This is a genomic window from Pontibacterium sinense, from assembly GCF_015209595.1.
In the GTDB taxonomy this organism is placed as follows: Bacteria; Pseudomonadota; Gammaproteobacteria; order Pseudomonadales; family Balneatricaceae; genus Pontibacterium; species Pontibacterium sinense.
In genome coordinates this window covers 105,660-121,878 of record NZ_JADEYS010000016.1, presented here as the reverse complement: position 1 = coordinate 121,878, position 16,219 = coordinate 105,660, and the positions used below count along the sequence as shown (strand labels likewise).

The following is a 16,219-nucleotide window of genomic DNA, read 5'->3' as shown; positions in this document are numbered from 1 at the left end:
GGACTGACTTATTTACAGGTTCGCAAATAAATCTGTCCCCTTTCATAAGCGTGATCAGGCTTTCTTCACAAACTTCGCGGTCACCATCATTTCGCCTGCGCCATCTACTCGGCAGTCAAGCTCGTGATCCTTTCCTTCCACGATGCGTCTTACCAGCGCTTTAGTACCGATCTTAAGCACCTGAGAACTGCCTTTGACTTTCAGGTCTTTGATCAACGTGACCTTATCGCCATCAGCCAACAACGTTCCGTTGGCATCTTTAGCTGTCACCGGCTGATCTTCTTCAGCAACTTCAGACGGGTTCCATTCGTGTGCACATTCAGGACAGATCAGCATCTCCTGATCTTGGTAAACGAACTCAGAATTGCATTTCGGGCAAGGAGGAAGGGACATACTGTATAACTTCTCTAAACTGGTTTGACGTGCATGGTAAAGGGTCTGCTCTAGATTGGCGAGTGCAGTTAAGAGATTTTTCGGTAATAGAGCGCTAAAAGGGCCTGATATGCGAAGTGGTACGACAAGGCCCTTCAGATTAGTAAAGGAGACAGGATTAAAAATAAATCTGTCCCCTTTCAGCCCTAACTCATACTTTCAATTTCAAGCCAACTTTCTAGCTCAGCAACTCTTGCCTTTTTACCCGGAGTCACACCTCGTGATATTTTGCTCAATGTATAAGCACATTTTTTCAATTTTTTACGTATATGTTTATCCTTATATTTATCTTCTAAAGCTTCAAATTTATCTTTCATCTCTTCAAAAGCAACAAGTGCATTTTCAGCTTCACCTGATTTTGAAAGATCATCTGCAGCCCGATATTTAACCTGAATCTCAGTATCGAAGTACATTTTTAGAAGATGTTCATCAGTTTTTTCAATTTCCGGGGACAAAGCGCTTAAAATTCTTTGCGTGTCATCAAATTTATGCTGAAACAAGTACCCTCGAGCCAATGCAAGGGACACTTCAACTGACTTTTCATCGATACTCTTTGCTTTTTCAAATTGAGTAACCGCATCATCTACATTTTCTTCGGAATGCAGTAAAAATTTACCAAACCAATAATGCAATTGAGGTGTATTTGGTGAAAGAACGATAGCCAGTTCATACTGCTCTCTAGCGTCTGACAAATTACCGCTTTTTTGGTAAAAGTATGCCATAAATCGAGCCACTTCAAAGTAATCTGGTGCTAAACGCTGTGCTTCCTGCAAAATTTCGAATGCCTGATCATGTTCAGAGTTGGCAATACGAGTTTGCGCCTCATGCAACCGTCTTACAATCACACGATCAGATTTATCTCTAAACTTTATATTACGTGGTAAATATTTATTCCCTGATTTTCGGTTCATTTGCTCTTCAAACAAAGAGTTTAGTTGATTTCTCTTGTCTCTTATAGCCTTCTGAAAAGTTTGAGATGGCTTATGGTGTTTTCCAAGATATGCTCGGGCAAGTTCAGAAAGTTGATATGTCGTTTTTACACTGGCCCCTTTAGTGGCTGATGACTGTGAAAGCATATTGGTGGCCATGAGTTCCTGAATTGCCTTTTGAGCCTGCAACGCTTCAAAATCATTTAGATAAGTCAACTCCGGGATATCTTTTAACCCTGGAGCACACTGAAGTGATTTTGTTAATTTCTGAGCATCTTTAGAGAGATACTCATAAACATTTGACATACAAAAATCTAAAAACACATCAGCATTTTGAAGCACTGCCTCAGGGCTCAATCCTGTTTGAACGGAGCTAACAAACCATTTTATGTAACTCGGATTTCTATGCATCCTGTTTACATAGCCACGAAGAATATTTTCCGGGAGTTTTGATAGAGCCTCAACCCCTCTTATTTTTGCTACTGACCTTAACAGTTGCGATGCATAAGATTCTTCGATACCTTGCAGCTTTATCGGGTATTCATAAGCTCCCAAACCTATTCTCGATGTAATAATTATCTTACTACCCTGAGGAAGTGCGCCTACAAACTGTTTTATATTATCGTCAAGAATTGTTTCCAAATTATCGATGAACAGAGCAATCTTAAATGCAGCTAAATATTCAATAACCTCATCAAGATTAGTCCCACCAAATTCATCCCCTATTACTTGCCCACCTATTTCTTGAATAACCCCAAGTGAAGTATTTATAGCCCCCTTTATCTCCTTTATCTCATTTAGGGTGATTTGCGTAGTTTTTGAGGTCACCCATACTACAGCATCAAAAGGTGAGTTTTTATCAATTAGCTCATAGGCAACTTTTAAGGCTAGAGCAGACTTACCAACTCCACCCTCACCTACAATCGATATCACAGGAAAACCGCCTAGGCAAAGCTGTCTTACTTGCTCTATTTCTTTGTCACGTCCAATCAAACCTGTCTCATCAAAATCCGGTATTGGAAGATTGTGATTGATAGACTCGTCATCATCATAACTAACTATATCCATCGAAAGTACAAAGCTAGGATCTCTATCAAGGCGTTCTATAGTGGCACATATATTATCCCACTGAATTGAGCCATCCAAATCAACAAGCTTTGTACAGAACTCACTTACAATTGGTAGATCATCAAAATTCAAAGGGCGTATGTGCATCACCCTATTTCTGATGGAAACGACCTTCTCTAAGTCTTTAGTTACTGACCTGATAGATTTAAAAACATGTTCCGGAAAGGAATCTTTGTTAGAGTTAATTGTTTGAAAGGTATCACCAAGATCAAAATAATCAATAAGCTCTTTAAATTCAAGATCACCAAAGAGAACACCTATATCTTTTTCAATACGGCTTTTAGCCCTGTCTAAAAGGACAGAGTCAAGCTTATCTAGATCTGAAACATGAGTCTTAATTAGGGATCTCAAATCCTCTTCAATAGCAGCAATTAATGCATAAATTGTCATTCGTGTTAGATTGAAAGCCATTCATATATCCCTAGTCGATTACAACTATAATCCAAAGCAGGGACGTTTCCTCCGCCCAACTGCCTTTCCTTGTTATAACAACGATGCCGCAGTAACGAACAAAGTCACATAACGAGCACCAAAAAAAAGCCGGCTAATTACACCAAGTACGAAACCGCTGAGGTACAGAGGCAGAACAATACCTGCTGAAAGACAACCAACGAGGACCGTCAGTTTCTGATACCAATCTAACTCAGAAAAAGAAACTTCAAATCCTACAAAGAAAACATCTCACTTTTAGCACTGCCAAAACTGCAGATAAAACCTTGCAACCAGATATTCAGGAAGGAAATAGAATGGAAACTACCTATATCATCCCTGACACACCGAGCGTTCTCGCTTCGTATTGATAATAGGGAGGCATTGACTGTCCTACCTAGCGTCTATCCATTTGACTTAATTGACTTTTTACCACGGCTGTCGCAGAAAGACGAGACCTGTTTCGGGGATTAGATCAACAGAAGGCGTGGAGATATAGGAATGAGGATGATGGAGTGCTGAACTTGGTTTAAAAGAAAAAGCCCATCTCAATACTGAGACAGGCTTTGTGGGGGGGAGGAATAATGAGGTCGCTTACATCAGGTTATACACAAACACCACCAGTACAGCGGCTGGGGTGATAAAGCGCAGGACAAACATAAACAGGTTGAAGGCGACGCCGTTACCAATCGACAGTTCGTTTTCTGCCGCCTGTTTGGACATAAACCAGCCGACGAACAGTGCGATAAACAAACCACCCAGTGGCATCATCAGGTTCGCGGTGACGTAGTCCAGCAGGTCAAAGATGGTCTTGCCTTCGAAGCGTTCGAACATCGCCAGCGGGTGAACATCGGACCATACGTTCAGAGACAGGATGGTGGTGATACCCAGCAACCAGATGCTGATACCACCGATCAGTGCGCCTTTCAGACGGCTGATACCCTTCTGCTCTTCAAACCACTCTACGACCGGCTCCAGCAGGGAGATCGCCGAGGTTACAGCCGCAACTACCAGCAGGATAAAGAACAAGGTGCCGAAGAATACACCACCCGGCATCTGGCCGAAGGCGATTGGCAGGGTCTGGAAGATCAAACCCGGACCTGCGCCCGCTTCCATACCGTTGGCAAACACCAGCGGGAAGATTGCGAGACCGGCCATCAGGGCCACAGCGGTATCCACCATGGATACGGTCACCGCGGTTTTAACGATGGAGACATTTTTCGGCAGGTAAGAGCCGTAGGCCATCATCACACCCATACCCAAGCTCAGGGTGAAGAACGCGTGACCCAGTGCGGTCAGCACACCTTCAGTGGTGAGTTTAGAGAAGTCCGGGCTGAACAGGAACTTGAAGCCGTCACCAAAGCTGTCGGTGCTCATGGCGTAACCCACCATCACCAGCAGCAGACCAAACATGATCGGCATCAGGATGTTGATCGCTTTCTCCATACCGGAGCTGACGCCGCGCGCCACGATCATAATCACCAGCACCATAAACACGGAGTGCCATAGCAGCAGTGTGTACGGGTCAGCCAGCAGGTTGCCAAAAATCGCTCCGATACTGTCTGCACTCGCACCCGCGAACAGGCCGCCAGCGGAGTTACCCACATAGGACAGCGCCCAGCCACCGATCACGGAGTAGAACGAGAGGATCAGGAAGGACGCGAGCATACCCATGCCACCGATCCAGACCCAACGCTTGGACAATCCATCCCGCGATGCCAGCTGGCGCATGCTATTGATCGGGCTGCGGCCACCGCGACGACCAATCATCACTTCCGCCGCCATAATCGGAATACCGATCAGCGCGATACACAACAGGTAAACCAGTACAAAAGCACCACCACCGTTTTCACCGGTGATATAGGGGAATTTCCAGATATTACCCAAGCCCACGGCGGAGCCACTGGCCGCAAGGATAAACGCCAGACGCGAGGACCACATCGGATGATCCGCTTTTGCGCCTGCGGTGGAGTCAGTTGAAGCAGATCCGGCAGACGGATTCTGAGTCAATTCAGTCATTGTTGTTCTCCATTTTATTTTTATCTTCAGAGAGTTTTTATGAGCGATAACCGGTCCGTAGCGACGCCACGAGCCTGAGTGTTTAAGAGTTAATTCATTAAGCGTTATTTCATGAAACGTTCTTCGGCCAGGATATTGGCGATCTCACCGGTAGGACGACCGCTGTTATCTGAACGTTGGAAAATCTCATTCAGGGTATCGGCGATGGTTTCGATATGCGCGCGTACAGCGTTATGCTCATGACCGATACGCTCGTAATAGATATCGATGATGCCACCGGCGTTGACCACGTAATCCGGCGCGTAGAGGATGCCGTGATCCAGCAGCATCTGATCATGACGGGCATGGGCCAGCATGTTGTTGGCTGCGCCTGCGATCACTTTGGCTTTAATACGTGGGATGGTGGCGTCATTCAGTACCGCACCCAATGCGCACGGCGCGAGTACGTCCACATCCAGTGACAGAATGTCGCTCTGTGAAACAGCGGTTGCGTCCAACTCAGTGACGGCCAGACGTACCTGCTCATCATGGATATCGGTGACAAACAGTTCAGCACCCGCCATTTTCAGATGCTTGGCCAAGCGATAACCCACGTTACCCACACCCTGAATCGCCACTTTCAGGCCGGTCAGATCATCGGTGCCCAGCTTGTATTTCACTGCGGTTTTCAGGCCCACAAAGGTGCCATACGCGGTGGCCGGAGACGGATCGCCGTTACATGGCAAGTCGTCGATACCGGTACGCTCGGTGACACCCGCTACGTTGTTGGTGTAACGGTTCATCACCTGCAGATCCGGTACGCTGGTGCCGGAGTCCTCTGCGGCAATGTACTGATCGCCGGTACGCTCCAGAAAACGTCCCATCGCGGCCAGCAGATCTTCGGTTTTATGTTTGCGCGGATCGCCCAGAATCACCGATTTTCCGCCACCCAGCTTCAGATTCGCCAGTGCGGACTTGTAGGTCATGCCTTTGGATAAACGCAGCACATCACGCAGCGCTTCTTCATCGCTGGCGTAATCCCACATCCGGCAGCCACCCAGCGCCGGACCCAGGTTGGTATTGTGTACGGCGATAATCGCCTGCAAACCGGTCTCTTCGTCACAGAAGAACGCGAGCTGTTCGTGGTTATCAAATTCCGGGTGACTAAATACTGACATGTTCAGTTGTTCCTTATCGTGTGTCATTCGTGCGCTAACGGGTGAGTTCATGGCTGAATTCATAGGTGAGTTCATGGTTGAGTTAATCGGTGCGTTCATGCGCCCACCTCCTGATACTGAGTGGTATTCTTCTGAGTTGGATCACTCAGGTTGCTGAGCAGAACCTGACGCTGCGACTGGGCTTTTGCATAGGCCGCCTCTTTAACCGGACCGTAGCCCCGGATAGACGCAGGCAGTGCCGCCAGCGCACAGGCATCGCTGTACGTTTCCGCGCGAAGGTCGCTTAGAATCTGCTTAATATCGCGCTCGTACTCACCGATCAGGCGACGTTCCAGACGGCGATCTGCGGTATAGCCGAAGATATCCAGCGGTGTACCACGCACCGAGCGCATCTTGGCGAGCTGACGGAACAGCGGCAGGATTTTGCTAGAGAATTTACGTTTGCGCGGACGACCGGTAGCCGGATTGGTTTTGGAGATCAGTGGCGGTGCCAGATTGAATTCCAGCTCAAACTCACCTTCAAACTGCGCTGCCAGCTGCTGCTGAAAGGTTTCTGAGGTCAGCTGACGTGCCACTTCGTACTCGTCTTTGTAAGCCAGCAGTTTGCTGTAGTTCTCAGCCACCGCCATGGTCAGTTGATTGCCTTTCGACAGGGACTTTTCGGCGTTTTGTACCTGATCCACCAGCTTTTTATAACGCTGTGCCAGTCCATCATTTTGGTAGTCGGTCAGATGCTGCATTTCGCGCTGGATCACGTCGTTCAGGCTCGGAATCATCTTCACCACCTGCACCGCTGAATCCGGTGTTACAACGGCTTCGACCGCAGCCTGATCAAAGGCAGCACGACGACCCCAGAGGAACGCCTGTTTGTTGCTCTCCACCGATACACCATTCAGCTCAATCGCTTTGATGATCGCTTCGCGGCTCAGAGGAATCAGCCCTTTCTGCCAAGCAAAACCGATGCAGAACAGGTTCACCGCCATACCATCACCCAGCAACGCCGTTGCCAGATGAGTGGCATCCAGACAGTGGCTCCCGCCTTCAATCGCGGTATCTACAATCACCTGCTGCATCGCATCAGTCGGCACCTGCAGATCAGGATCACGGGTAAACGCGGCAGGCATGGTTTCGTGGTTGTTCACCACCACACGGCTGCGGTTACGATCCAGTTTGCCGAGGGCTTCTTCACTCGCGCCCACCATCAGATCAAAGCCGATCATCAGATCGGATTCGCCTGCAGGAATACGTACGGTGTGGATCTGATCTTGTGTATTCGCGATACGGATATGGCTCATCACCGCACCGAATTTCTGTGCCAGACCGATCTGATCCAACACCGCTGCGCCTTTGCCTTCGATATGTGCCGCCATGCCCAACAAGGCACTCACGGTCACGACTCCCGTCCCACCCACGCCGGTCAGCATGATGTTGTATGGCTGTGAACAATCCGGCAGCTGTGGCTGTGGCAGTTCAGGGAATGAGATGTTGCTCGCCATCGCTTCGGGCTTGCGCAGTGTGCCGCCTTTGACAGTGACAAAACTAGGGCAGAAGCCACGTACACAACTGAAGTCCTTGTTACACGCAGACTGATCGATACTGCGCTTGCGACCACGTTCGGTCTCTTCCGGCAGTAGGGACAGACAGTTTGACTGCACGCCACAGTCACCGCAGCCTTCGCAGATCTCGGTATTGATCACCACGCGCTGTTCAGGATCGGTCATGCTGCCACGTTTACGACGACGGCGTTTTTCAGCAGCACAGGTCTGATCAAAGATCATCACGGTGCAACCGGGAATCTCACGCAGCTCCATCTGGACGGCATTCAGGTCGTCACGATGATGAAAAGTCACACCGTCCGCGAAGTCGGCACGGCTTGGGTATTTATCCGGCTCATCGCTGACAATCGCGATACGGCGGATACCTTCGCCATACAGCTGATGAGTGATCTGCTGCACGGTTAACGTGCCATCAATCGGCTGACCACCGGTCATCGCTACCGCATCGTTGTAGAGCACTTTGTAGGTGATATTCACATCCGCCGCGACAGAGGCACGAATCGCCAGCAAGCCGGAGTGGAAGTAAGTACCGTCACCCAAGTTCTGGAAAACATGGTTGTTATCGGTAAACGGTGCCTGACCGATCCAGGTAGCCCCCTCCCCGCCCATCTGGGTAAAGGTGTCAGTGCCACGATCCATCCAGGTCGCCATGTAGTGACAGCCGATGCCACCCAAGGCACGACTGCCATCGGGCAAAGTGGTGGAGGTATTGTGCGGACAACCGGAACAGAAATGCGGGGTACGTTCCAGCAACGCACGGGGCTGAGCCAGTTCAGCTTCTTTATCGGCCAAAAAGACCAAACGCTGGCTGACCTGATCACTGGTGTAAAACGGTGCAATACGGGCTGCAATGGCACGGGCGATCATCGCCGGAGTTAACTCACCCAACGAGGTCACCAGCTCGCTGTTCTGGTCGTCTTTTTTACCCACCACACGCGGCCGCTTGTCATCCTGCCAGCTGAACAGCTGTTCTTTGAGCTGGTCTTCAATCAGGCCACGCTTCTCTTCGATCACCAGAATTTCATCCAAACCCAGTGCGAATTCGCGCATGCCTTCCGGTTCCAGCGGCCACGGCATCGCGACTTTGTAGAGACGAATACCGAGAGACGCAGCCAGCTCGTGGCTGATACCCAGATCTTCCAAAGCCTGCAATACATCCAGATAGGATTTACCGGTGGTGACAATACCCAAGCGCGGCTGTTCAGGCTGAATGATAATGCGGTCCAGTTTGTTGGTACGGCAAAACGCCTGCGCTGCGCGAATCTTGTACTTGTGCAGGCGGATTTCCTGCTGCATCGGTTTATCCGGCCAACGCGCGTTGACACCGTCTTCTGGCATCTCAAAATCGGTTGGGATGTTAATCTCCAGACGATCCTGATCCAGATTGGCGGAGATCGCCGAGTCCATCACTTCAGCCAGCGCTTTAAAGCCCACCCAGCAGCCGCTGTAGCGGGACATCGCCCAACCATAGAGTCCGTAATCGAGCATCTCCTGAATACCGGAGGGATAGAGCACCGGAATCATCGCGTCCATAAACGCGTAGTCACTCTGGTGTGGCAAGGTGGAGGATTTACTGGCGTGGTCATCACCCGCTACGGCGAGTACACCACCGTGCGGCGTGGTGCCAAAGGCATTGGCGTGTTTCAGTACATCGCCGGTGCGGTCAACACCCGGACCTTTGCCGTACCAGAGGGCGAATACACCGTCGTATTTCGCGCCTTCGAAGATGTTGACCTGTTGTGAACCCCAGACAGCGGTTGCGCCCAGATCTTCGTTCACACCCGGTTGAAACGTGATGTTGTTTTGTTTGAGGTAGTCACGGATCTGCCACAGGGTCTTATCAAAATTGCCCAGTGGTGAGCCACGGTAACCGGAGATAAAGCCGCCGGTATTCAGTCCAGCCGCGCGGTCGCGCTCGGCCTGTAACATGGGTAAACGTGCCAACGCCTGACTGCCGGTGATATAGACACGGCCGGACGTTTTCTCCCACTTATCCTGGAGGGTAATAGCTTCTTGCATGCGGATTGCTCCCAGCCCGAACAGGTACAGATCATTCGCCTGTATCAGGAAAAATCAAAACGAAATTTGAATGAACGGAAACGCGAACGGATTAACGTCGGGCGCTGAATTCAATCTGGGAAAGTGGTGTTCCGGTGGAGACCGGTTGAGCAAAACGGCACGCAGAACGCGCGCAAACAGCGAAGTGATTTAGCATCATAACAAATTACCTTTAACCGCAGCTGGATCGCAGCCTGGGTTGAATCTTGTTTTTATTGTGCCGGCGGATGAGCCGATCAGTAATTTTTCGAACGCCTTTTTGGGGCGATTCGGCGATCAACATTATCGACGGTTTTAAGGCAAGTCAAGATCAAAAAACACACAAAGGTGGATACGGGTTTTCCCAAGCTGATGCTGTCAGTGCGGAAAGACAAACCGATACAGAATGAAAACAAACACTCACAAAATAAGTAATGGTTTTAAATTAAAGGGATAGAGAGGAAGGATCAAACAATTGAGCAGCCGCACAAAAGACCACCCAATTGGTTGATTATTTACCCGCAAAAAACATTAAAAATATTGATCAGGATGATGTCTGCATTCCCACGCGGGAGCGTGGGAACGAGAAAATCCAAACACCCTCTGGTTCCCATGGTCCCCCGTGGGAACCCATACAGCGGGTACAGATCAGAACAGGGGTTGTAGACACTCAGCGTTACAGCAGATGAGATAAACCGCCATCGGTGTTCCCATTGTAGGAACGTGCAATTTACCGTTGTAGCAGCCCTCTCTGAGGGCGACATACCTCTTATCTGGTTCCCATGGTCCTCCGTGGGAATCCATACAGCAGGTACCGATCGGAGCTGGGTTTGTAGGACACCCAGCTCTAAAGCAGATGAGATAAACCGCCGTCTGCATTCCCACGCAGGAGCGTGGGAACGAGTAACACATTGCCACTTCGGATAAATCTGCATGTTGGGTATCGCGTTGCTCAACCCAACCTACAGGGTATTGAAGTGATCCCCGCGTAGGTTGGGACGAGCGCAGCGATTCCCAACAACATATCCATAGACGCTTATACCAATGCTTCGGCCATCTCCCGCGCCATGCTGAAGTTGGTTTTACCGCTGCCCAACACAGGTACGGTTTCCACTGCATGTACCGCTGCAGGCACCATCAGGCCGGGCATGCCACCTTTGATCAACTGGTCACGCAGGCTATCGGCTTCTTCACTTTCCACCAGCAAAATCACCTTCTCGCCTTTCTTCGCATCCGGCATGTTCACGGCCACCAGCGGCAGTTCCGGCTGATCCAGAATACGGCGGACTTCGCCTTCGACAGCGGTCAGACTGACCATCTCTCCACCCAGCTTGGCAAAGCGGGAATAACGATCCACGATGGTCAGGAAGCCGTCTTCATCCAGATGACCTTTGTCACCGGATTTATACCAGCGCACGCCTTCCATCTCGACAATCGAATCCGCCGTCTTCTCAGGGTTATTAAGATACCCTTTCATGATCTGTGTGCCACCAATCAGTATCAGTCCATCTTCACCGGTTGGCAGTTCTTCCAGGGTATCAGGATCAACGATACGGAAAGTCGAACCCGGCAATGCTAAGCCCACAGTCCCCTGCTTCGTACCGACCTGAACCGTCCAGCCATCGGTGACCAGATGATCCGGCAGATTCACACCCGCCACCGGAGTGGTTTCCGTACAACCGTACCCTTCCTGAATCGGCACACGGAAACGCGCTTCGAAAGTATCCCGTACTTTCGGGTCCAGCTTTTCAGCACCGGCCACCACCACACGCAAGGTTTCCAGCATCATCGGATGCAGCTTGCTGTTGCGGCTGTAGATACGCAGGAAGGTCGAAGTGGCGCACATAATGGTTGCGCGGAAACGGGCAACGCCTTTACCGATATTCTGAGCATCCGTCGGATCGGGATGACAGATCACAGGGATACCTTCGATCAGCGGCATAAAGCAGGTCACTGTGAGGCCAAATGCGTGGAACAGCGGCAAAGTCGCCATGATCTTGTCGTAATCGCGCACGTTAAGCACATCAGAGATCTGACGCAGGTTAGCCATAATATTACGATGGCTAAGCATCACGCCTTTCGGTGCACCTTCGCTGCCGGAAGAGAACAGAATTGCGGCGGTATCTTCCAGATCAGTTCGTTTACACAGCATCCACTGCAACAGGAAGGTCGGCAGAAACTTCACCATCCCCAGTGTCATCAGGCCTTCGGCTTTACTTACACCCTCCTTGATATCTTCCATGTAGAGGACATTTCGACCGGCGAACAGCGGCTCCACATCGATACCGCGCAGCTTCAGCTTGGCGACAAACTTATGTGCCGTAACGATGGTCGATACTTCTGCCTGCTCTAACGCCGATACCATGGAGTCAGACGGAGACGTGAAGTTGATATTCACAACCGTTTTACCCGCCATCAGCGACGCCATGTTCGCGATAGCACCAGCGTTCGTAGTGGGCATTAACAAACCGATGTTCTGTCCTTCAGTTTTCTTGATACGGCGGGCAAAGATCGTACAACCCGTCAGCAAGCGCAGATGTGTCAGCGGTGTATCTTTGACCTCAGTGATCGCCCACTCAGTCGGCTCCTGCTTGGCTGTACGGATAAAGGCTTCCGGGATCGTTTCCATGCCGCGGGTATGCTCCTCCCACGCATGGATAGACAACTCGGCAACCTTCTTCTTCACCATCTCGGCGTTCGAGCTGATCGGCAGCTGCTTACCAAAGGCCACGATCACATCACGTTGCAGACCGCTGTTACGCAGGGTTTTCATCTTCTCAGTGGAGCGTGAGAAACGGCTGCCCCACAAACCGCGCAGGTAGAACGGGATGATCACCCCTTCCGCACCTTCACACGCACGCTCAAATCCACGGCGGAACTCCGCAATCTGGCCGGTATGACTGATTGAACCCTCAGGGAACAAACAGACCACTTTACCTTCGTTTAATAGCTCGGTGACTTTCTTCAGGGCGGTACGGCTCTTGGCACCGGAGATCGGAATCACGCCGTAGATATCGAGGAACCATTTCAGATACCAACGCTCATAGATGCTGCGATCCATCACAAAGTGCACATGACGCGGACACGCCATCTGGATCATCGCCCAATCCAACCAACTGATATGGTTACCCAGCAGCAATGTGCCTTTGCCATCTTCCGGCAGGTTCTCAAAACCCAGCACCTGCAATTTGTATTTGCGCTTCATGAGACCCAGCACGATCAAGCGCAGGGAGGCTTCCGGTACCGAAGTAATCGCCAGTACGGTGCCCAACACGGCAACGACTGCCAGTGCCCACAGCAACCAACGACCATCTACACCCACGTAGGCACAGCCGACAGTGATCACCAGAAAACCAAACATGGTCAGGTTCTGGATAAAGTTGTTACCCGCCAGCACACGCCCGTTTTCATTCTCTCCGGCGTTAAACTGGATCAATGCATTCAACGGTACATTGAGCATCGCGCCAAACAGACCGATCATCAGGAACATCACACCCTGCCACGCCATTGATGGCATTTGGGGCAACAGGATCAGGCCGGTAGCAACACCTGCTGCACCCAGCGGGATCAATCCGACATTGATATGTTTCTTCGACAGTTTGCCCGCCACAATCGACCCCAGCATGATGCCGATCCCGGCCAGCGCCATGACACCCTGAATGACAAACGTGTTGTGCTGATCTAAGTGCTCTTCCGCAAACGCCGGGAACACCGCCAGCATCACCTGACTGATTGACCAGAACAGCGCCAGCCCAATAATCGCCAGAAAGATCGGACGATGGCTCAGGATCATGCCCAAATTGGATTTCAGTGTTTTACCTTTGCTATACGCGCTCCAGTCGAAACGGGATTCGGCATTGGTCTCCTGTGTCCGAGGCAAACGATACGCCATCGCCAGCTCCAGCAATGCACCGGCCACCAGCACCCAACCCAAAGGGGCAACACGCAATAAACTCTCTTCCGGGCTCATCTGCTCTGCACCCTCTAAGCGCAGTTCAAACATCAATGAGAACACCACAATACCGCTCAGGATCGCGATCATGGTGGTCGCCTGCACCCAACCGTTACCTTCACTGAGGTTATCCGCGCCTAGCAGCTCTTTGATGTAGCCGTACTTCGCAGGCGAATAGAACGCACTCTGTACCGCCAGAATAAAGGTCAGACCGAAGGCCACGATAAATAAACCCTGGTAGTAACAGAGCGTGATCAGCAAGGTGATCGCCACCGCAGCCCAGGCGGATTTCCGCATCACCTCGTTCTTCGGATACTTATCGGCTATATAACCACAGGGTGTGAATAACATGAAAAATGGCAGCAGAATCAGGCCGTTAACAACCGCAGTCAGCAGGATCTGAACCTCTCCGTCATAGGCCTTAAACAAGGTGTTCTGAATAACGATTTTGTGGCCCAGATCGACGAAAGCGTTGATAAACGCCATGGTAATAAAGGCTAGAAAACCTTTGTGCTTAATCAGGTCTTTCACTTTGTCACTCCTCCTACAGATGCATCAGACGGCGTCCAGCCATCCAGATAACGGTCGATCAGACTGTCGGTCATCTGCTGTGCCGCAGACTCTCCACCAAAAAACAGTTTGTCGCGCAGTTTTAACTGGGTAATACCATGCACACTGCTCCACAAGGTACGTGCTGCCAGCGTAATGTCTTCTGGCGTTTCCTCCGGATGAAGTTCAGCCAGATCCGCTTCGATACGAGTAAACAGTTCAGCGATTGTGGCCTGAAGCCATTCCGGTGCTTCATCCCCTTCGCTGGCGCTGTGATCAAACAACAACGCCCAACGATGAGACCATTGCTGGGCATAACTCAGATACGCAGAAGCATAGCCTTTCAGACGCGCGCGTGGTGTAGGTGCATCGACCTGCTGATCCAGAGCATTCATCAGACCACGCAATGTACGGGCATTGATCTGCCAGCACAGGTCATCAAGGTTTTTAAATATAAGGTAGAGCGCGCCAACCGAGTAACCAATCGCCGCAGCGACTTTACGCGTACTAAGCGCCGCACCACCCTGCTCGTCCAGCAAAGTTTCGGCGGCGGTTAATGCCATCTCCTGCAGCTCCTCGCGGGAATGATCACTGCGTCTGGCCATGAGACTATCCTCGTTGAAATATTGGAATAACCAACAGTTAATGAACACTGTTCAGTTAAGTTACAGACAAGGATAGTGAACAGTGTTCAGAATGTAAAATATTATTTATCTTTTGATGGTTTTTCAGACAGCTGTCTACTACTGATACTGGAGTTACCCTGTTGATTCTCACTGAAAATTAACCAAGATATAAACATCTCAACAGGTCTGACCACCTGTACTATTTGCTATTTGAACCTACTCCCAATTTCAGGGCACAATACAGTTTCCTGTAGCTCTCGAACGAGAAAAATAATTATGAAAAGTTCGATCAGGCGTTTTCTATTCGCGTGCGCACTGTTTTTAATTTCCGGCACCACTCAGGCAATGAGTGTGACATTCGTAAATCCCGGCAAGGAAGGTGAACGTTTCTGGGACATGGTCACCGAAACGATGCGGGCGGCGGCGGATGACTTCGAGATTGATCTGGAAGTGGTCTACGCTCAGCGCAATAGAATTCGTATGGCAGAGTTGGGCATCGAAGTGACGGAAAGGGAAGTCCCCCCCGACTATCTGATTCTGGTGAACGAAGAGCAGGCCGCAGAGAAGATTTTGGTCGCAGCCAGTCAAAAGAACATCCGCACACTGATGCTACTTAACGATTTTTTGCCGAAGCAGCATGAGCGCATAGGCGAGCCGGGTGACAACCCCAACCTGCTGGGCGCTATTATCCCCGACAACTTCGGTGCGGGCCAACGTATGATGACGGCACTTCTGAACTGCGCTCAAGATCAATCATCACCCCAGCCATATCACTTTCTCGCCATCGGTGGAGATCAGACAACCCCTGCCTCCATTGAGCGTAATGAGGGTGCACTGTCCGTGCTCAAAGCGCACAGCGACACAATCACGCTGGATCGCTTCCTCTACGCGAACTGGAATCAGCAGGAAGCCGAGTCCCTCACCGATAGCTACCTGAGCTGGGCGCAACGCAATAACATCAAACTTTCAGCGATCTGGTCTGCCAATGATCCCATTGCCCTGGGTGCCCGCAAAGCGTTAAAGAAAGGTGGTCTCCAGCCGGGTAAAGATGTCTGCATGGTGGGTCTTAACTGGTCAGCCGAAGCACTCAAGCTCGTGAAACGTGAAGAGCTTTTGCTATCGGACGGCGGCCACTTTCTGGCAGGTGCCTGGTCAATGGTCCTGTTGCACGACTATCACAATCGCATCCGCAACGGTTTCACCGGTCCCGTTGGCCATGTTCACTTTCAGATGCAAAGCATTACCTCCGACAACGTTGATCGTTACCTCACCTATCTCGGCGATGAGAATTGGGGAAAAATTGACTTTACACGCTTCGCACTCGGCGACAGATCATCACACAGCGACTATGATTTCTCTTTGAAACATGTGCTTAACAACATTTCGCACTGATCGTCGGAGATAT

At 50.5% G+C, this 16,219-nt stretch carries 8 protein-coding genes; 1 reads left to right on the top strand and 7 read right to left on the bottom strand.

Annotated features, from left to right (window positions below):
• Positions 1–54: 54 nt before the first annotated feature.
• The 7 genes from IOQ59_RS15335 to IOQ59_RS15305 all read right to left on the bottom strand — a co-directional run bounded on the left by IOQ59_RS15335 (position 55) and on the right by IOQ59_RS15305 (position 14,793).
• Positions 55–393, bottom strand: coding sequence for a zinc ribbon domain-containing protein YjdM (locus tag IOQ59_RS15335; protein WP_193954292.1), 339 nt, complete (start codon positions 391–393; stop codon positions 55–57).
• A gap of 185 nt (positions 394–578) precedes the next feature.
• On the bottom strand, positions 579–2,900 hold the full coding sequence (locus IOQ59_RS15330) for a tetratricopeptide repeat protein (RefSeq protein WP_193954290.1): 2,322 nt from the start codon (positions 2,898–2,900) through the stop codon (positions 579–581).
• A gap of 612 nt (positions 2,901–3,512) precedes the next feature.
• A complete protein-coding gene (locus IOQ59_RS15325) occupies positions 3,513–4,937 on the bottom strand; it encodes a sodium-dependent transporter (protein WP_193954288.1) in 1,425 nt (474 codons plus the stop codon).
• Positions 4,938–5,041: 104 nt separating this feature from the next.
• Positions 5,042–6,094 (bottom strand): Leu/Phe/Val dehydrogenase, encoded by a 1,053-nt coding sequence (locus IOQ59_RS15320; RefSeq protein WP_193954340.1) that lies wholly within the window; start codon positions 6,092–6,094, stop codon positions 5,042–5,044.
• A gap of 95 nt (positions 6,095–6,189) precedes the next feature.
• Positions 6,190–9,669 carry an indolepyruvate ferredoxin oxidoreductase family protein gene (locus IOQ59_RS15315; protein WP_193954286.1) on the bottom strand — a complete coding sequence of 1,160 codons (3,480 nt, stop codon included), beginning with the start codon at positions 9,667–9,669 and terminating at the stop codon, positions 6,190–6,192.
• 1,054 nt (positions 9,670–10,723) lie between these two features.
• Positions 10,724–14,170, bottom strand: a complete 3,447-nt coding sequence (locus IOQ59_RS15310; protein ID WP_193954284.1) for an acyl-[ACP]--phospholipid O-acyltransferase — start codon at positions 14,168–14,170, stop codon at positions 10,724–10,726.
• The gene (locus tag IOQ59_RS15305) at positions 14,167–14,793 is read right to left on the bottom strand and encodes a TetR/AcrR family transcriptional regulator (RefSeq protein ID WP_193954282.1); all 627 of its coding nucleotides are present in this window, start codon (positions 14,791–14,793) and stop codon (positions 14,167–14,169) included. The genes IOQ59_RS15310 and IOQ59_RS15305 overlap by 4 nt, the downstream gene beginning before the upstream one ends.
• Before the next feature lie 297 nt (positions 14,794–15,090).
• Here IOQ59_RS15305 and IOQ59_RS15300 point away from each other — a divergent pair, with 297 nt between their 5' ends.
• Positions 15,091–16,206, top strand: coding sequence for an ABC transporter substrate-binding protein (locus tag IOQ59_RS15300; RefSeq protein WP_193954281.1), 1,116 nt, complete (start codon positions 15,091–15,093; stop codon positions 16,204–16,206).
• Positions 16,207–16,219: the final 13 nt, after the last annotated feature.